Below are 20,191 nucleotides of genomic sequence, written 5' to 3'. Positions count from 1 at the left end.
CATTGTGTAATACCAATACCGACTGATTGTAATTCGCAATGTTGCAATAATCAAACAAAAGAATGTAACCAGAATTTAAAAGCAGCACTTAAGTTTACATTCATAAAAATAACACAAAAAAGCCAACCGCTTTAACGGTTGGCTTTTTTATTCAGCTGGATGCCTTGTCCTGACATGTGTTTACACATTTAGGACGGGGCAGGGTGATATATAATACTAACTCACACTCACCTTTTTACTTGTAAATGGGCGTTTAAACAGCGCCCCTATGTCAGTTAAAATAATGTACAGGCACGGCACCAAAATAAGGGTGATCAGCGTTGCAAACATAACCGCAAAACCAAGTGCTACCGCCATCGGTATTACAAATTTAGCTTGTAAACTGGTTTCAAACATAATCGGTAATACGCCAGCAAAGGTAGTTATTGAGGTAAGTAGTATGGGTCTAAAGCGGGCGCAGCCAGCCTCAATAACGGCATCTTTTATACTAATACCCGCGCGACGCGCCTGATTAATAAAATCAGTCATTACTAATGAGTCATTAATAACAACCCCTGCAGCAGCAATTAAACCAAAGCCCGACATTAAGCTAATATCTAAGCCAAACCAAAAATGCCCCCATATTGCACCCGTTAAACTAAATGGAATAACCGACATTACAATTAAAGGCTGCGAGTAACTTTTTAGTGGCACTGCCAACAAAATGTAAACCAAAATCATCCCGCCAGCAAAAAATAGCAATTGCTCATTAGCTTGCGCTTGCTGCTCCTCAATGGCACCACCTAGTTCTGACTTAACACTGGGGTATTCATCTTGTAGTTGTGGCAATAGGTTTTCTTTTACTTGCTTAACCACTTCACCCGGCTCAATTACTTCTTCATCTATATTGCCGTAAACATACACAGTACGATAACCACCTTCACGACGAATATAACTGATACCCGGTGTTTCTGTTAGTTCAACCACATCGCCCAACAACACTTCTCGACCTTGTGGCGTAGTAACAACTGCATGTTTAAGTGACGAGAACGCTTCACGCGTAAGCTTAGGATAACGCACCATCACTCGCACTTCTTCACCGCGGCGAATAACGCGCTGTGCTTCGCCACCGTAAAAGCTTGCCCCCACCTGGTTAGCAATTGATGCCAAGTCTAATCCTAGGTCATAGGCAACTGGCTTTAAGCTCATTTGTACTTCTTTGCTAGCAGGATCAATCGTTGAACTGATATCAAATAAGCCTTCTTGCTGCTGCAATAGTTGAATAAAGCGACGCCCGGCTTCATTGAGGGTATCTATATCAGAGCCAAACAATAGGTAACCAAATTCACCGTTACCGCCGCCACCTCCACCGCCAACATCATCTTGTATAGTTAACGACTTAACCCCCGCGATATTAGGCATCGCTTCACGCCAGCGGCGCGACAGCTCAAAGGCATTATATGGACGTAAATCTTCGTCAACCAATGGCGCTAAAATTTGCGCTTCGGTTCGACCTTGGTTAAATACCAATACATCACGCACCATTTTATGGCCATCTTCACGCGCTGTTTGTTTATCAACCTCAAGTACCATAGCTTCTATTTGGCGTATCGCGTTAATGGTTTGGATGTCTGATACATTATCATTCATTTCAACATTAATTTGCGGGAAGTCATGCGGCACTTTAGGTGACGGGATCATTCTTACCTGATTAGACGAGATTAACGCAAAAGTAAAAATTAACAGCGCAATAAAGCTAAATAACACCGTCCAGCGCCATTTGATACAATTAATAATAAACTGCCTATAAGGCCCATTTACAAAGCCAAAAAAGCGCTTATTAAAACGTGCCCGCCAGCCATTAGGGTTTATAGGTGAAAAGTGAGTATGCGCAATATGCGCTGGTAGTATTAGCTTAGATTCTATTAAGCTAAATATTAAACATAAAATAACTACCACTGAAATACCATAAAAGAAGGCACTTTCAGGTCCACTTGAAAGTGTAAATGGCGCAAATACCGCAATGGTTGTGAGTACTCCGAAGGTCGCCGGGGTGGCAACTCGTTTTGCGCCATTCACTACATTGACAACACCGCCGCCTTTTTTCTCTATTTCGGTGTAGGCACTTTCACCTATGACTATGGCATCGTCCACCACAATTCCCAGTACCATAATAAAGGCAAACAAAGACACAATATTAATCGTGATGCCAAATAATGGCATCAACATCATCGCCCCTAAAAAACATACCGGCAAACCAATCATTACCCACAGTGCCAGCTTAAAACGTAAAAATAATGAAAGCATAATGGCAACTAAAATAGCCCCTTGCAGCAAATTAGCTTTCATCATATCTAAGCGTGCATTAAGGTAGTATGTCATGTCCATTAATGGCTCTAAACGCACACCCAATGGCAGCTCTTTATTTTTTTGATCAATATACGCTTTAACCGAATCGGCCACCGGAATAATGTTTTGATCTTCGGTGGCTTTTACCGATAAATAAACCGCGTTTTCGCCATTAAATTTAAAGTAACGTTCACCTTCAACGAACTGATCTTTGATTATAGCAATATCTTGTAGCAACACTTTGGCACCATTGGCGCCAATTTTTACCGGAATTTGCCTAAACTCTTCACCAGAATAAAACTGATTTTCTACTCGAACCGAAATAACACCAGCATCCGTTTTTAATTGTCCGGCTGAAAAATTAGCCGAATAGCGACGTACCGCATTTGCTACATCCGATAAAGTTAAATTATATTGGCGAAGTGTGTCGGGCTCTATTTCTATGGCAATTTCATCCAGTGGCACATCATTTACCACTAAAGATACATTCGATAACTGCAATAATTCATCTTCAACCTGATTTGCGATTGGCTTAAGTTCATTTAGCGGTAGGTCGGCAACAAGCGTCATACCAATTACATCTTGGCGAAACTCTATTTGGCTAATGGTAACCGGCTCCATTCCTGCAGGAAAAGTCGCGATACCATCTACTCGCAGTTTTACCTTATCGAGAACGTCGGTAAGCTCTGCGTCAGTATTAATTTCAAGGCTGGCAGACCCCCCATTACGAAAAGCGCGATACACCCCTTTTTTAATTTCGGTAATATCTTTTAACGACTCTTCAACTTTTATTAAGATACTTTCTTCAATTTCTTGAGGCGATGCCCCTGGGTAGTTTGCATTCACCGTAATATAGTTAACTTCTATATTGGGGAACATTTGTCGCTGAATCGTAAAGTAGCTAATAATCCCCATTACAATGATAAAAAACATCATCAAATTAGCAGCTACAGAGTTGTTAGCAAAATAGGCAATTAACCCTGTTTGTTTGGTTGTATTGGGTAGTTCTGTGCTATTCATAACTCATGCTACCTTTATAGTTTTTCTGTTGATGTGCGCTCTGCAGCATCTTCTGATTCAGTAAGCCCTGCTATTTTTACCGCCATCCCTTTTTGTGGGTATTCAGGTAAAGTAACAACAAGCTGATCGTCTGCCTCTAAACCATCACTAATATAGAAGTACTCACCTTCTTCGCGAATTACTTTTACCTTACGTGGTTCTAACTGCTGCTCATCATTAACTATCCACACGGTTTGGTTATTTACGAGCTCTTGTGGTAAACGATAGATATTATTGAGCATAGTACCGGCAAAATTTACTTGTACATAAGTACCAAACTTAATTGCAGGCTGCTGATTTACAAGTCCATAAGGGTCTTCAATTCTAACCACTAGGCTGCTCATACGAGTGGCGTTATCTACAATCCCTAAATCGCGGTCTATCACGGCTTGGCGAGTAAACCCATTTAACCCTGTTTTAATAACCGTTGCGGTTACCCCTTTAACGCGATCAGGTAAAAACACACTGTCAAAACCAGCAATAGGAATAATCACTTCACCTGTTTCAATATTATTAAGCTCAGCCACTTGAGCGCCCATGCTGACAAACTGACCTACACCTACGTTGCGACTCACCACTAATGCATCATAAGGCGCGCTCACTTCACAATTATCTAAGTCACGCTGCGCTCGTTTTAATGCAGCTTGTGCTGACTTAACCGAAGCCTGTGCACTCAATACTTGTGGTTTGCGTAAAAATAAGTCAGTGCGTGCTTTATTAGGAAAACGTTTTGCTTCATCTTCAGCTACTTGAGCCTGAGCCTGCTCTTCTATAAGCGTAGCTTGAGCGCGGGCTAATTCGGCCTCGGCTTGCAGCACTGCTGCTTCGTAGTTATCTTTTTCAATTGTAAAAAGGATTTCGCCGCGACCCACGACCCCACCTGCTACAAAATTTGGATGCCAGCTAATTACTTCACCTGACACTTGTGCTGAGAGCTGAGTGTTTTCTAGCGGCTGCATTTCACCATAGCTATTAATGATGACTTGATGATCGTTAGCAGCAACAGCTTCAACCTGTACAGTTGGACGAGTGTCTATGACTTGTTTTTTATCTGACTCTTTTGCAATCGCATTAATTGCAAAAAAACCAACCACACCTAATGCCAGAGCTACGAATGGAAAAACCCATCTAAGTACATTACCTTGCATTTATTTATTACTCCCAAATTTCTATTAGCATCATAATACCAAAGCTTGTTGAAACATTAACGTGACATTTGTAAGCAACTGTTACAAAAAAAGCATTTTTTATGCTTCTTCAGCTTCTATTAAATGCTTAAATTAAAGCTCGTTAAGTGTAGTAAAATGGTTTGTTACAAATTTTTACCATTATAAATCATAAAGCTAATCACTTTTTGTTAGTATTTAGTAACGATACTGTGCGAAACAGCATGATATTACGTACAGTAAAATTACATTAACAACTACAAAAGACAAACTATGAAATTAACCACACTTACTTTGGCGCTTAGTATAGCGCTTGGCAGCAGCTATGCTGTTGCTGCAGAAAAAAAAGAAGAAAAAAAGCCACAAACATTAAGTGAAATGATTAAAGGTCAAACCGAATTTGCCGGCATTTTTAATCTTTACCAAGATGAAAAAACCGGCGACCACCTAATGGTCATTAACGAGTCGCAGCTCGATACCCCTTTTGTTTACTTCGCACATACCATTGACGGCGCGACTGATGCGGGTCATTTTCGTGGCGCGTACCGTGAAACCAAGTTAATTGAATTTAGAAAATACTTTGATCGCATCGATATTATTAGCAAAACCCCACGCTATTTATTTAATGAAAATAGCGCGCTAGCTAAAGCCAGTGAGGCAAACATTAGCGAAGCGGTACTTGCAAGTATAAAAATAGAAAAACAAGAAGAGGATAAAATAGCCTTTAATGTTAACAAGCTATTTTTAAGTGAAGCGCTGCATAAAGTATCACCAACACCTAACCCGAATGATAAAAATGCTAAAAAGCGTTTTAAAGTAGGTAAGTTAGATGATAAAAAATCACGCATCATCAAACAGCGTCCTTACCCTAATAACCTAGATGTGGTTGTTGATTATGTTTTTACCAATAGCAGCCCAACCGTTCGAGGGTCAGGTGCGATAAGCGATCCACGAAGTGTGTCAGTAAAAGTACAGCACTCATTTGTAGCTTTACCTGATAATAGCTACCAACCTCGCTTTGATGATGCACGCATTGGTTATTTCACCAATCAGTTTGATAAAATGACATCAACTGACTGGGCACCATACCAAGATGTAATTAAGCGTTGGGATCTACAAAAGAAAGATCCAAGCGCAGCACTTTCAGAACCAGTAAAGCCAATTACCTGGTGGATAGAAAATACCACGCCTATTGAGTGGCGAGATACTGTACGTGACGCTGTACTTGCTTGGAATAGCTCATTTGAAAAAGCAGGCTTTAAAAACGCACTTGAAGTGAAAATACAGCCTGATGATGCCGATTGGGATGCCGGTGACATTAACTATAATGTACTGCGTTGGACTTCATCGCCTAAGCCACCTTTTGGTGGATATGGACCAGCATTAGCTAACCCGCTAACCGGTGAAATATTAGGCTCAGACATTATGCTTGAGTTTGTATTTATGAAAAACCGCTGGATATACGATACGCTTTATACTCAAGGCACGATGAGCCATACACAACCAGGAAGCAACACTGAGCTTAATTGCTCTTTAGGTCATGAATTACAACAGAACCTAATACTTGCAAAAGGCTTAGCAAATGGCGCTGATATTGAAGATACTGAAATGTTACGCCAAGGCTTAACCCAGCTGGTTTTACATGAAGTAGGGCATACTCTAGGTCTCAATCACAACATGAAATCTTCTATTTTGTGGGATGAGAAAGAAGTTCACGACAAAAGTAAAACCCAAGGTATAGTGACCGGCTCAGTAATGGACTATGCGCCAGCAAATATAGCGCCAACAGGTGTGACTCAAGGCGATATTTTCCAAACTAAACCAGGTCCATACGATGATTGGGCAATAAACTACGGCTATAGCGCAGCACTTAAAGATAAAGCAGCAGAACAAGCTCGTCTTGATAAAATACTTGCTCGCTCAAGCGAACATGCTCTTGCCTTTGGTAATGATGCCGACGACATGCGTGCTCCTGGGCGCCATATAGACCCTCGCGTGATGATAGGTGACTTGTCGTCTAACCCTGCAGCTTACGGGGCAGATAGAATGGCACTGATCAATACGCTCTTTTCAGAACTTAAAGATAAAGCTACAGTAAAAGGCGAGTCTTACCAACAGCTTGTTACTTCTGCTAACAGCCTATTTGGCCAATACCGTGCACAAGCAGGCGTGGTATCTCGTCAAATTGGAGGGGTTTATGTAGAGCGTGCCGTAGTGGGCGATGAAAATGCAGCCAAGCCTTTTACACCGGTGCCACTTGAGCGTCAAACTCAAGCAATGGCTATTTTAGCTGAGTATGTGTTTGCTCCAAATGTACTGCAAAGTATGCAGCCTTTGTATAACTTTATGCAGCAACAGCGTCGTGGGTTTAATCATTACGGTAAAAACGAAGACCCTAAACCGCATAAAATGATTTTAGGCATGCAAAAAGGTGTATTAGCGCAACTACTGCATCCTGCTGTGTTACTGCGTATTTCAGATACCGCTTTATATGGTAATGAATACAGCCTTACGCAATTTATGGGGGATTTAACTGCAAGTATTTTTGTTGATAGTAAAAATGCTAATTCGATCAGTCATAATTTACAGATTGAATACGTAAATCAGCTTATTGCAATTGCAGGCTTAAAAAAAGCAAGTAAATACGATAACTTAGCAAAAACAGCTGCGCTATATCAGCTAACTCAAATAGCCGATCAAGATGTTGCATGGGGTGCAGACACCGCAACCAAAGCACATAAAAAGTATATCGATCGCTTAATTAGCAAAGCGCTAGAAGCGTAAATAACACGGAGTAAACCAAGGCCACGTTTTACGTGGCCTTTTTTACATTAACTCAAAGGTAAATAGTACCTTTTAGGTACCTTACGGCATGACCCGTCAAAGTTACTGTTGTATCACCCACTTCACAGTAAAGCTTCCCGCCTCGTTGTGAGGCCTGATAAGCAATTAAAGAGTTTTTGCCAAATTGTTCTGCCCAATAAGGGGCAAGCCCGGTATGAATTGAGCCGGTCACAAAGTCTTCATCACCACCACTGGCAGGCCAAAAATAACGAGAAATAAAGTCATACTCAACACTCGGTGCTGTTGCAACCACATCTAATGGGGCTAATTTTTTTAGTTGTTCATTGGTTGTTTTCAGATCTACAACCTGCTGCTCATTATCATAAATAGCAAAATAAGCTTGGCGGTTTTGCAGCACTTTAACAGGTTGTATAGACAGGCCAGCTAATAAAGCATCAGGGATGAGCTGAACCTCTTCAGGGGCTTGTTTAGGAAAGGTCATGGCAAAGCTGCCATCGTTATTTTTATTAACAATCAGTTCGCCCACCGCCTCTGTGCTGAAGCGCACCTGCGTTATATTATGTTGCTCACAAAGCACATAGGCCGCAGCCAATGTAGCATGGCCGCAAAAATCAATTTCCATTAACGGCGAAAACCAACGTATCGCAAAGCTTCCATCTGCCGACTGACAAGTAAAAGCGGTTTCAGACACGTTGTTTTCCGAAGCTATATTCAGCATAAGATCATCACTAAGCCAAGACTCTAGTAGGATCACGGCAGCATAATTACCTTTAAACAGTTCACTGCTGAACGCATCGATTTGATGGATAGTTAATTTCATAGTGGGCACTTTTTATTTATTGGTCACTCAAAGTGCCACAAATGAAACTAACGGTCACTCTAATTTTACGCCAACACAGGCCTCATTCGATAATACTGCATACATGCAAACTGCACGGCATTGGTCAGTAATATCATAACAAACATTAATATATGCGAAGTACTTTGCACTGGCATAGCAAGTTCAGCAAACAAACCACAGATACCTGCTATAAATTGCAAACTAAAATAGCGCGCACTAAGGTTACTAATATTCCCTGTTCGCAGTGTTTTAAAAGTTTGTGGCATAACCCGTACTGAACTCATAATTAAACCCACATAGGTTAATCCGTTAAGCACCGAGGCAGTATCTAAGTTGGAGTTTAACAGCAACAAAAAGGGTAATAACGAAAAGCTAAGCATACCAAGTAGCTGCAGCTTTTGACGCTTAACTGCATTATAGCGAGCAAAAAAGTATAAAATCAGTCCGCTTAAAAAGCCTGTCGCAAAAAACGGCAAGGCAATGTAAAAACGAGAAAAGTAAAGATTGTAGCTTATAAAGTACACACTTTGCGCTAAACCAAATGTCATCATTAACAGTGACACACCTGATACACTGCGGTTTTTTATAATTTTATTAAGTAACGGTAAAAAACTAAAAACCAAAATAAACACTGACAAAATAGGCAAATAATACGCCAAAGTAGACCTCGCTCGTTACATAACTGTTAATAAAAGGAAGAAATAAAACATTTTTTAAACATTTGTTTTTAAAGGTTTTATTTTTAAGCGCGCATTGTAGTGCTGGCTAGGTTTTAAACAAGTCTCGCGTTTACTTTAGTTTTCCTTGATGGCAACTTGAGTATACAAAAACCGTTGCCTTAACTTCACAGCTTCATTATTCTTTAATTGCAATGCAAATGATAACTGTTATCATGCGCATATCAGTAAGTTAACGTACAAGTTTAAGTAATGAGAAAAACACTATTTAAAGTTCATAGTTGGTTGGCGCTAATTGCCATTATTCCGTTAATTGTTATTAGTATTACCGGCAGTGTTTTAGTGTTTAAAAGTGAAATTGATGGCTTACTGATGCCCGATAAACACTTTGTGGTACAGCAGCAAGCCGCACGTTTACCTATGGATTCATTAATTGATAAAGCCGAAGCAGCCTTTCCTAAATATGTAGTAGGAAGCTGGGAGCTTTTTAATAACAGCACCGCTGACCGACTTTATTTGGTTAAGCGTGGAACTGACGATTGGTTTAAGTTGCATTTAGACCAATACACCGGAGAGGTTTTATCAGAACCAGTTAGCACAACTCATTATTTTACCGACTGGTTTTTAGAACTCCATTACACCTTTTTACTTAACGACTTAAAAAGCTTACCTGGGCAAACAGGTACCGTATTAGGCTTCTTTTTTGCTCTATTTTTATTAACTTTAGGTATTACTGGCTTAATTATTTACCGTAAGTTTTGGCAGCGACTATTTAGCGTACGCTGGCGCGCAACTTTACAAATAGTACTTAGCGATATCCATAAAATGACTGGGGTATTAGGCTCACCTATCCTTATCGTTTTAGCGATTACCGGTGGCTATTTTAATGGCGCTGTGTGGTATCACGAAGTAATAGAACACGCAGAAGAAGAGCACTACACTATTACAAATAAATTATATAGTGACGACATCTCTTTTGAGCGCATTCTTAATGATAGCAAGCTGAAAATACCCAGTTTTAATACAACTTTTTTAGTTTTCCCGCGAGAGCCTGATGAAAATATTACTCTTTACGGCGAAGTAAATACCAGTAACCCACTTACCAGTGAATACGCCAATACCATAACCTACAATAAGCAAACAGGTGAACACATGGCTAATTGGGATATTCGAGAGGCTGGTGCGGGTTGGCAAGTAATAGATAGCTTCAGAAAACTACACTTTGGTTATTTTGCTGGGCTTATCAGTAAAATACTATGGTGTATTGTTGGCCTTAGTCCTGTATGGCTGGCTGGTACAGGCTTGTATTTGTGGTTTACCCGCCGCAAACGTAAAAAGCACTCACAAAAAAATCGCTTAACTCAACGACGAAACGCGAATGCTTGATAAACAAACCACTTCAGTATAATGTTAATTCAAACAATGGAGTGGTTTATGAAAATAAAAACAATCTTGATAGTCATAGGTTTTTTATCAGTAGCAGGATGCTCAAGCACAAGAGCACCTCAAGAGCAGCCTCAACTAAAACTTACCTCTTTGCTAAACCATAGCTTATTTAAAACACAAGAGACTGTCTCTAAGGATGAGCTTTTTAAGCTTCCTGAAGCTGAAAAATCAAAGTTTTTAGCTTTCGTTGCAAAGCAGCAAGCATCCAAAATGCGCATGGATATCATTGTTTATAACTACCTAGAAAATAAACTCTCTGATTTTAGTTATCATGGCGATACATTAACTTCGATGCAGGCGCTAGATCATGGGCATGGCAACTGTATAAGCTTAGCCGTATTAACACAAAGTTATGCTGCACTTTTAGATTTAGAAACAAGCTTTCAAGAAGTAACTAGTCAGCCTGTTTTCGCAAAAGAAGACAACCTAGTTTATGTAGCAAAACACTTTAGAACTAAAGTGTATGCCCCAGAAGAAAATGACACTAAAAAAGATCCAAATAAAATTTCATTTATCAAGCCAGGTTCATTAATTGACTATTTCCCAACCCGAGGAAGTATGTATTCAGGCAGTGCTGACATCAATGATTTAATTTCTAAGTTTTATAGTAACTTAGCTGCAGATGCATTAGCTGTAAAAGATTATGATTTAGCATATTCAAATATATTACAAGCCAATAAATACACACCTACAGATCCTGAGCTTTTTAACTTAGCTGCAGTATTACATAGGCGTACTGGCGACTCTCAAAGTGCTAAAAAGATATACAAGGCCGCGATAAATCAGCAGCTGATAAGTATTAATTTACTAACTAATTATCAATTTTTAGCAAAAAAGATGGGAGATAAAAAGCTAGAAGAGCAATTAGATGCAAAGCTTTTTTTTAAAGAAAAAGACCCATATGAGCTATTAACACTGGCTAAAAACGACTTACAAACAGGTCGACTTTACAAAGCTAAAAGGCATATCGTTCAAGCTATAACAAAAGCACCTTATATTGCTGAGTTATACCTAGAGCTAGCTAAGATTCGCCATCAGCAAGGGCACTATCAACAAACTAAAGCACTGCTTAAAAAAGCAATGGAGCTAGAAAAAGACACGCAAAAATTAAATGTATATCAAGCTAAGTTACTATCTATGAAAACAAGAAAGTAACTTAGCTAAATAAGCTTTTAAAGCGAATAATAAAAGCTTAACCACGCGCGCATTTCATCTTCAAAACTGTCGCCTTCAACACGCGACAGCCCAGCATTAAAAGTTAGGTCGTTTACGCCTGCAGGCCCCATCCCAAAGCTAAAATCACCTTGGTATTTTAAGCCATAACTTTGTGCATAAACGCTACTGTCTAATTGATGTTGCTTGTAATAAAGCCAAGGCATGCCTTCTTTAAAGCTGATGCCACCACCATAACCTTGGTAACGCTCTGCAGTTGCACTGTAATAAGGCAGTTCAGCAGCAAGTACAAACTCGCTACTTTGTTGCTGATTAATCAAGTTAGAGCTAAACCCACCTAAAGCTAAATCACTATCGTCTCGCTGTTTTTGTTCAAAGCTCACAAACATGGGAATATTAAATGCTTTGCCAAATACTTTTGTTGCCAAGTCATAACCTTGCCAATGACGACTGTGATTCCGCCCATCATAAATACTGGCATAAATACTCTGCCCTATGGCAAATGCTTGGCGGTCGTGTTGCCATTGCTGACTAATACTCAACCGTGTCCAATTTTTATGGCCATTTTTATAATCTGTATAGTTATAAGCCAATTCTGGGATTAACTGTAATTGACCAAATTTCAATGGGTGGCTTATTGCAGCAAAGCCACCTCGGGCGTCAATATCGACGTTTAAGCTAGGTTGATATTGATGTGATGTATCCAAATTATAATCAAATAGCGCAAGCTTAAACTTTGTATTCAGCGCATTGTATTTTGCTTGTACAAAGCCTCCATGTAATGCACCGTCATGCAAATCAATATTATAACCCGCTTGTAAATCAAGTTGCTTTAATAGGTCGCTGCTTTTTATACCTACGCTTAGCAAACTGGTTGACGCTGAATAATACTGTGTTCCCAAGGCAAACGTGGCTTGCTGATCAAGTACTGCATAATCGCTTTGCTCTACTGTCTCATCGGTATATATTTTTGCCGGTGGCAAGGTATGCTTATTTACCATCAACAATGGAGCTTCACTGTTTACAGCGAAATCAGTCACGGCTGTGCGGTTTTTTGTTGTTAGCGTTTTTACATCAGGGCCATCGGCATTAATAGAGAAATAAAGTAGTGAGCCATCTTCAGCCTCAATCGGGTATGCGAGCGCTTCTTGCCCGTTAGTTAAGCGTGTGAGGGTGTTATTTTTTATATGATAATTATAAATATCAGTGGCATTATTTAGACCAGCTACAAAATAGATTGATTTGCCATTTTGACTAAAACTCGGCTGGCTTAAATATTGATACCCATTAGGCATTGGGACTGACTGCCTAGTATCAGCGCCCAACTCTTGTATATACAACTGCCAATTTTCGTTTAATGACGCTGATAAATAAGCTAATTCTGTTTCATCGGGGCTTAGGGTCGGGTAATCATACGTCGTTTTTAAGCTCTTGGTAAAAAGTGGCGTGATTGTTTGTGTATTAAGATCGACTTTTACTAATTCAGAATACCCAGCTCTTATTCGCTCACCGTAAAGTGTTTCACCATCGCGGGTAACACTAAAACGACGAATACCAGCCAGTTCAGTGAGTTGTTCGACGTTGCCAGTATCTATGTTATAGCTAAAAATGTCAGACACTTTGTTATAAGTCCCCGACTCCTCACTACTGTAGGCATTAAAATAAAGAGTGTTGTTGCCTACCCATTGCGGATTGGCAATACCTGCGCGATTTATTTGATTTAATATTTGTTTTTGTTCGCGCTTAAATACACTCGGCGCAGTATCAGGAATATCCTTAGCATCATCCTCAAGTAATTGCTTTTGCGCTTTAATAAATTGCTGTTGCGCTTTAGTGTTGTCTTCAGTGCTATAAATTATGAGCTTGGTATTACTTTTTTTATCACGCTCCACTATGGCAATTTTGCTGCCGTCGCCAGAAAGAGCGGGGTTGCTAGCGTATAAATCTAGCTTTAACCAAAGCTTGCTATTAAGTGGTGACTCGGTTTGCTCTTGTTGCATTGCTTTATAAGTGTACTCAGCAATAAATCGACGATATAGCTTGGCAGCGTTTTGCCCAAATACACCAGAAAAAGCATCATCAAAATCTCGAGACTTAACCGCTCGCATACGAACCCATACATTATCGACCAGCTGCTCTGAGTAATTTTGCTCTAACCAATATAAAAATCGACTTCCCATTAAGTAAGCCATGGAGCCCGCCATAAAGCCCTCATCACTATTTAGTTGTCCATACGTCGGAAGCGCTCCTTGCTGAGCAAACTCCCTGAGTATTGCCTCAGAATAGTTATCAAAGAGCCGCCCTCGCCCCGTCATTTTAGACTCAATTAAAGTGGCGTATCCTTCAGCTACCCAGCGTGGTGTGTCTCCATAGGTTAAATCGTAAAGATCCCATACCCCTCTAATTTTTTGTTGCCACTCACTGCGGGTTGGCTGCGCTAAATGCACTAAGTGAATGTACTCATGCAATACTAGTAATTGCTGCCAGCCAGATGAGTTTGAGATTACCGTATCCGATTGTGGTGGCGTAGTAAAAAGCGCCATAACAGGATTATTAGAGGTTGGTAAGGCAAAGCCATTAGCTGCATTTAAAGGATCAAACACCACCACATCGGCGATTTTATCAAGCGCACGGTTTTGTTGATCAAGCACTTTAGTACGAACAATCTCCAGCTCTACTGCGGTCGATTTAGCAAAATCAATATGCTCACTACTAAAGTGTACATTGAAATGCTCGGTATGAATGGTTTGCCAATTAGCAGCGAAGCTTGGTGAGGCAAGTAATAAAGCGGATGCCAGCAGTGTCTGTTTCATAAAATTCCCTAAAATAATTCCTTAATACACCTAGGTTATTATTAAAAGGAAAAAACGGGCAGTAAAAAAGTGTAATAAAGCATGTGCAAATGTGTATTTACACCTGCTTTATTATTTAACCTGAACGCTAATTATTTACAACGGAGGAAATCACATCCAACTACGGGAGTCTGACTCAGCCTGCATAAGCGTAAAATCAATAATAAAGTCAGCATCTTGCTGTTTTAAATACGGAACATACGCGCCACCTGCAGCAAGTTGTATATACAGGCTTTTTAAGCCAGAGCGACGCATAAAAAAGGTACTCACACTGCGAGCGCTCTGTGCTTTGTACAGCTCAAATACCCGGTAATGTACGCCAATCATACCTTTGCGTACCACCATATAAAAACGCCCATCTTGTTGATGAAGATAATACCCATAACGTTTATAAGACAAAAATACTAACGTAGCTAATACCAAAAATAACGCTAACGGAATTAATACATTAAGTTGCATAAAGCTAATTAAAAACCCAGAAGCAACACTCGGTAGCAAGGCATAAAACAGCATGTTCTTATATAACAACGCCCTTTCTACCGCCTTGAATGCCAGCTTTTTACTGTTAAACCATGGGTAAATCCACTGACACACATTATCAACTTGCCCCTGCGTGAGCACTGGTAACACTAAGGTTTGTTTATTCTTTTTCGCCATACTTGCAGCGCCACCACTGCTGGCTTGCAAACACTCAACAGTAAAACGTTTCAATAGCCTAGCAACTAGGTTTTGCTTAATAACAATCGATTGTACTTTATCTAAACTAATTGATAGTTGATGGCGTTCTAACAGCCCTGCAATACGTTTAAATTTTTTATTTTTAAAATAAAGCTGATAGTTATAAAAACGAATGAGCGACATAGTCACCGATAAAAACACCGCTATAAATACCAATATAAAAATCAAAGTAATTACTGCAAATACCGCTGCATTAGCCATCATACCCAGCTCTTGCTGATAAAAACCCTCTATTTTTGTTATAAACTGCTGCTCTAAAAAATCGATAGCCACATTCATAAAAGGGGCAATAGCGGCAAGCGCTAAAATGGCCATGTTCGACATTAAACCAAACTTAGCTATTTCTTTATTTGAAATGAATAAACTATTTTCGCCCTGCTCTTCAATATGAGATTGCGCTGTATCAGCTACTTCTGCTGATGGTTGCTGCTGTGCTTTGTAGTCAAATACTTGTTTGCGCATTTGCTGGGCATAACCGCTGGTTACTCCCGGCAATACCGCTTCTTGGGCAACACTGCCGGCAGCATCAAAAATGCAATTAACTAAACCTACTGGAGTAAAATAAAAGGGCTCAGCTATGTTTACATTTTGCACTCGAGAAAACTTTAAGGTGAGTCGCTCTTTTTTAAATACACCTTTATTTAGTAAAATTTCATGCTCGTCAGTAATACAAAAACGAAAACTACGGTAATACAAAAAACAATAAGCAAGCAATGAAGTCAAAGCAATCGCGAGCGCAACTTGCCCCCAAAATAATTTATTTTCTACCTGGGTAACAAATACCACTAACACAGGCAGTAAATTAAATAAGCCGTCTTTGACAAAGCGCACACTAAAATGCATCACAAAATAAGCCAGTGCCCAGGGCGAGACTTTTTGCCAATTAAGTGAAGGTGGCGTCATTTGCGTAGCATCAACACTCACTGGCAGCAACCTCACTCGTGGTTTCATCGTGGCGATAGCTTTGTACAAACTGACGGATATTTTTGCACTTTTCGTGGGTCAGACCGCTAATTTGTAAATCAGCACTCATACCCCCTGCGCTGTAAAGCCTTAAACTGGCTAAACCCAGTTTTCGCTCTATTGGCCCACGATGTATTTCAATATGCTGCACTCGTGCTAACGGTAAAATAGTTACCTGCTGCCAAATAATACCCTTTTTAAATGCTATATCGTGGGTACGCAATGCACTGCCTTGTAATTTAATACTGAACACGCTGTATAGCATACAAAGTAAAATTAATAGCGGAACAGCAACCAATAAGTAACCTTGCGCCATGGCAGCAAAATCTGTATTAAAATAACAAACAACCGCTAGCACTAAGCAAAAAGGAATGAAAAATAACAACCAATTCAATTGTGCATGCAATAACGCTTTATCGGCAAGCGGCTCAAACACTATGCTTTTATGTTGCGGTAGATCGGTTATTTGTTGATTAGTAAACACACTTTGCTCCATTGGACTTAGCCAAGCCACTTTATTGTTGTCACTAAGGTATGACTTTGTTTAGGCTCAAGCGTAACCGCATCTTCAAGCACATTCGCTGCTTCTAGGCATAACATGCTTTTATAATCATCATCGGCAAAATTTGATAGCCGCTTTGATTTTTCAATCCATGGATTCCATAGTACGCACGACTGCGAGTTTTCTCTGCTAACACTGATCATCCCTTGGGGAGTATCAATTGTTTGAACTGCTGCGGCTTGGGTATAAACCATATCGGTTTCACGGGAAAAGTCGACCACGTCATTTTGCTGATGAGGCCCTTGACCAAATTCTATATATTGCGCCCCTTGCAGCCCTGCCACTCGGGTATTATTAATATCTTCTGTTGGAAAGTAAGTATGCAGTGCTTGTGTATAACTAAATGGTACGTTGCCTAAATTACAGGTGGTTAAACGCACCTCTAATTGCTCTGATAAGATAAACTCAACCCGTAATGACGACTGATGCGGCCAAAAAGTAGAATCTACCTGCTTCATTGGTAATTTAAGGCTCACAGTAACCTCGCTGTCGGTTTCATGCACTTCATCGGCTTGCCATACATGCGTACGGGCAAAGCCATGCGCTGGAAAATCCGTATTTTCATGTTGACCAAACCAAGGCCAGCAAATAGGAATGCCACCACGAATACTTTTCCCTTCGCTAAAGGTTTCATCCCCAGACACCCATAATAAAGACAATTTGCCTTTGGGTGTAAACTCAGTTATTTGCCCACCTTGTAAAAATATTTTCGCCTCACATTGGCGACTGTTAATACTAATAAACTCTAAACCGCTATGTGTACGCTCAATACATACTGAGGGTGATAATTGCATTTTATTTCCTTTAACACTGAGACTAATTTTTTGTACTTAACCTGAGTTCAGGTTACTTGTACACAAACAATAATGCATGCTTAAAGCATAAGCTACATAGAATAGTTATTTAAATTGAGTTAGTTACTATATTTTTATGCCACATCAACGGCCAAATTACGACTAAAGTTTTACACCTGTGGCTTGCGTATCGCTTTCAACCTATGTAAGGTGCGCAACCTTAGCAAACAGAATGTTATGAACATTTAATAAAATAAAGATAATAAATACTATTTTAATTACTGCTCAAATTAATAAAAACCAATAAAAACTAATAACAGCGGGTTAAAATAACATATATCATTTGAATTCAATTTATTTGATGTGTAACATTTCATGATTACGGCAAATGATTCGCCTTCCATGAGACAAGCAAATGCAAAAATATGACGAATTACTAGTTTCTTTACGTAAGGTGATCCGTGCGATTGACTTACATTCAAAGCAACTTAATAAAACAGCGGGTTTAACAGGACCACAACTGCTTATTATGCAGGAAGTGTCTCAAACTGATGGTATTACCGCCAGTCGTATTGCGCAAAACGTCAATTTAAGCCCTGCAACGGTTACTAATATTCTTGACCGAATCGAGAGTAAAAACTTAGTGACACGTGTTCGTAGTCAAATGGATAAACGCCGAGTCAGCTTATATCTTACCGAACAAGGTAAAGAACTACTCGAAAAAGCACCTCAACCATTACAAGAGCATTTTATCGAAAAATTTTCAGCACTTGCTGAATGGGAACAGAGTTTACTACTTTCATCAATGCAACGTATTGCCGCAATGATGGATGCTGATAAGCTAGACGCCTCCCCACTTTTAGAAGTCGGCGCACTATTTCAAACTCCCAAAGAATAAAACGCAGTAATAAAAAAATAATAAACTAGTCTGCCATTTTCCCTTTTTCCACACTAAGAGGCGCATTGTTGCGCCTTTATTTTTTTAATCACAATCAAAACGGCTATTATGACTAAACTCTCAAAACTAACACTCGCCTTAATTTTAGGTGGTGTTGCTAGTAATTCTTATGCATCAAATCTTCAACCTCTCCAAAGCCAATTAACGCAGTTAAAGCAACAAGTAGAAAAACTTGAAAGTAAACTCACTGAAAAACAAGCTCAGCAACTAACTGATGAAGCAGCAAAACCTGAGCAACAGTCATCTGGAATAAAGGTAGGGGGTGCCATTCGCGCTAACTACGGCATTAACTCTTACGATGATGACAATGAAGATCGCGGTGGCGACTTTGATTTTGATATTTTCCGTTTAAATGTCTCTGGTGAAATTAATGATATTTCAGTAAATGGTGAAGTACGCTTTTACGATTACATGACAGTAGTGAAATACGCTTACTTAGGGTATGAATTTATTGATGGCTGGGAAGGTCAAGCTGGTATAACCGCCGTACCGTTTGGTAATGGCCCTTACAATTCTCACAGCTACTTTTTTAGCACTAACTACTATGTTGGCCTAGAAGATGACTTTGATTTAGGGGTAGTTGCTAAACGTAAGCTTAAAGACAACTGGACACTTGATCTTGGCTTTTTTAAAAATGATGAACTTGGCGGAGTTGATGGCTCAGCATCAGATAAAAACCACCGTTACTCTTATGACATTATTGGCAGTCGCCCTGCCGATGAAGGAACCTATGCCGAGCCTGCAAAGCAACTTGGTGAATACAACACTTTTGCTGGTCGAGCCACTTATCAACTTAAGCACAGTAAAAATATAACCACAGATTTAGGTGTATCGCTACTCAGTGGTGGACTACATGATGGTGAAGACCGCGCGGGTAATTACAGTGCGTGGGCTGTTCATTTAAACAGCAACATTAATAACTGGAACATTCAATTTCAACACGGCGAATACGACTACGACTTAGATGATGGCAGCAACCGCTTTGCAGTGGGTGCCTACAATTACTTCGATAGCGTGTCGAGCCAAGCTACAATGACCAACTTTAATGTTGCATACGACTACGCACTAGAATGGGGTCCAGTTACCAACCTACAGTTTTATAACGACTATGGGATCATCTACAACAAATCAGATAATAGCGCCAACACTTGGATGAATGTAACCGGCATGAGTATTACTGCTGGCGGGTTCTTTAGTTATGTTGATTTTGTACAAGCTCGAAACCAACCTTTCATCGGCGGTACCATTATTGGTGATGGCGATACCGAGCGCCGCTTTAATATTAATTTAGGCTATTACTTTTAATAGGTAATGCAATCGGGAAATACTTTTCCTTTGCTAACCCTAAGTGGCTTAGTTGATAACATGCAACTAAGCCACTTTCTCTTCATTTTACCGTTTAATTTATTGAAAAAGAGCTGGCGTGAACATAAAAAACGTTTTTATTTATTATAAAAATATCGGCTTTAAATTGCTGGGGTTACTGTGTGTGTTACTCGGCATTATTGGCGTTATTTTACCCGTTATGCCAACCACACCGTTTTTAATTTTAGCCTTAGCGTGTTTTGCTCGCTCATCTAGCGCGCTTGAATCTTGGTTATTAAACCACCCTCGCTTTGGTACAACATTACAACATTGGCGGGTACATCAAGTAATTCCTGTAAAGGCAAAATATGCTGCGGGTATAGGTATGCTAGTAGGTTTTATATTTTTATTATCCAGCAGCCCCCCTTTTTGGGTTATTGCCTTAGTTGCTGTTGTTGAAGTACTGGTTTTAACTTACTTAATTTCTAAGCCCTCAGCTCCTCCTAAAAAATAAAGTGTAAAGT

General features: G+C 39.8%; 14 protein-coding genes. 6 read left to right on the top strand and 8 right to left on the bottom strand.

The features are described 5' to 3' along the window. Window positions 1-216 precede the first annotated feature (216 nt). Window positions 217-3,348: an efflux RND transporter permease subunit gene (locus P20311_RS11265; RefSeq protein WP_008112855.1), complete on the bottom strand. Its 3,132-nt coding sequence runs from the start codon at window positions 3,346-3,348 to the stop codon at window positions 217-219. 14 nt (window positions 3,349-3,362) lie between these two features. Then, on the bottom strand, window positions 3,363-4,535 hold the full coding sequence (locus P20311_RS11260) for an efflux RND transporter periplasmic adaptor subunit (RefSeq protein ID WP_008112854.1): 1,173 nt from the start codon (window positions 4,533-4,535) through the stop codon (window positions 3,363-3,365). 291 nt (window positions 4,536-4,826) lie between these two features. Here P20311_RS11260 and P20311_RS11255 point away from each other — a divergent pair, with 291 nt between their 5' ends. Further along, window positions 4,827-7,337 (top strand): zinc-dependent metalloprotease, encoded by a 2,511-nt coding sequence (locus P20311_RS11255; RefSeq protein ID WP_008112852.1) that lies wholly within the window; start codon window positions 4,827-4,829, stop codon window positions 7,335-7,337. A gap of 52 nt (window positions 7,338-7,389) precedes the next feature. Here P20311_RS11255 and P20311_RS11250 read toward each other — a convergent pair whose 3' ends face one another. Further along, window positions 7,390-8,178: a PhzF family phenazine biosynthesis protein gene (locus tag P20311_RS11250; RefSeq protein ID WP_008112850.1), complete on the bottom strand. Its 789-nt coding sequence runs from the start codon at window positions 8,176-8,178 to the stop codon at window positions 7,390-7,392. 65 nt (window positions 8,179-8,243) lie between these two features. Next, on the bottom strand, window positions 8,244-8,858 hold the full coding sequence (locus P20311_RS11245; protein ID WP_008464980.1) for a PQ-loop repeat-containing protein: 615 nt from the start codon (window positions 8,856-8,858) through the stop codon (window positions 8,244-8,246). A gap of 270 nt (window positions 8,859-9,128) precedes the next feature. Here P20311_RS11245 and P20311_RS11240 point away from each other — a divergent pair, with 270 nt between their 5' ends. Both P20311_RS11240 and P20311_RS11235 read left to right on the top strand, forming a co-directional pair. After that, window positions 9,129-10,262, top strand: coding sequence for a PepSY domain-containing protein (locus P20311_RS11240; protein ID WP_083830235.1), 1,134 nt, complete (start codon window positions 9,129-9,131; stop codon window positions 10,260-10,262). Between the two features lie 48 nt (window positions 10,263-10,310). Continuing rightward, the gene (locus P20311_RS11235; protein WP_008112844.1) at window positions 10,311-11,477 is read left to right on the top strand and encodes a lipopolysaccharide assembly protein LapB; all 1,167 of its coding nucleotides are present in this window, start codon (window positions 10,311-10,313) and stop codon (window positions 11,475-11,477) included. 17 nt (window positions 11,478-11,494) lie between these two features. Here the strand turns inward: P20311_RS11235 and P20311_RS11230 are convergent, their stop codons facing one another. From P20311_RS11230 to P20311_RS11215, 4 genes are all read right to left on the bottom strand, one after another. Then, window positions 11,495-14,308, bottom strand: coding sequence for a PD40 domain-containing protein (locus P20311_RS11230; RefSeq protein ID WP_008112842.1), 2,814 nt, complete (start codon window positions 14,306-14,308; stop codon window positions 11,495-11,497). A gap of 150 nt (window positions 14,309-14,458) precedes the next feature. Continuing rightward, window positions 14,459-15,988, bottom strand: a complete 1,530-nt coding sequence (locus tag P20311_RS11225) for a PH domain-containing protein (RefSeq protein WP_370587330.1) — start codon at window positions 15,986-15,988, stop codon at window positions 14,459-14,461. Window positions 15,989-15,998: 10 nt separating this feature from the next. Next, complete coding sequence (locus tag P20311_RS11220; RefSeq protein WP_008112838.1) at window positions 15,999-16,544, bottom strand: PH domain-containing protein; 546 nt, start codon at window positions 16,542-16,544, stop codon at window positions 15,999-16,001. A 5-nt stretch (window positions 16,545-16,549) separates the two neighbouring features. After that, window positions 16,550-17,404, bottom strand: a complete 855-nt coding sequence (locus tag P20311_RS11215; RefSeq protein ID WP_008112837.1) for a D-hexose-6-phosphate mutarotase — start codon at window positions 17,402-17,404, stop codon at window positions 16,550-16,552. Window positions 17,405-17,819: 415 nt separating this feature from the next. Between P20311_RS11215 and P20311_RS11210 the strand changes: the two genes are divergently transcribed. The 3 genes from P20311_RS11210 to P20311_RS11200 all read left to right on the top strand — a co-directional run bounded on the left by P20311_RS11210 (window position 17,820) and on the right by P20311_RS11200 (window position 20,181). Next, a complete protein-coding gene (locus P20311_RS11210; RefSeq protein ID WP_008112832.1) occupies window positions 17,820-18,302 on the top strand; it encodes a MarR family winged helix-turn-helix transcriptional regulator in 483 nt (160 codons plus the stop codon). Window positions 18,303-18,410: 108 nt separating this feature from the next. Next, window positions 18,411-19,667, top strand: a complete 1,257-nt coding sequence (locus P20311_RS11205; protein ID WP_008112830.1) for a porin — start codon at window positions 18,411-18,413, stop codon at window positions 19,665-19,667. A 118-nt stretch (window positions 19,668-19,785) separates the two neighbouring features. After that, window positions 19,786-20,181: a YbaN family protein gene (locus tag P20311_RS11200; protein ID WP_008112827.1), complete on the top strand. Its 396-nt coding sequence runs from the start codon at window positions 19,786-19,788 to the stop codon at window positions 20,179-20,181. The last annotated feature ends 10 nt before the right edge of the window (window positions 20,182-20,191 follow it).

The sequence above is a fragment of the Pseudoalteromonas sp. BSi20311 genome, from assembly GCF_000239875.1.
In the GTDB taxonomy this organism is placed as follows: Bacteria; Pseudomonadota; Gammaproteobacteria; order Enterobacterales; family Alteromonadaceae; genus Pseudoalteromonas.
Note: the sequence above shows the minus strand (reverse complement) of the source record. Positions and strands in the feature narration are given on the sequence as shown.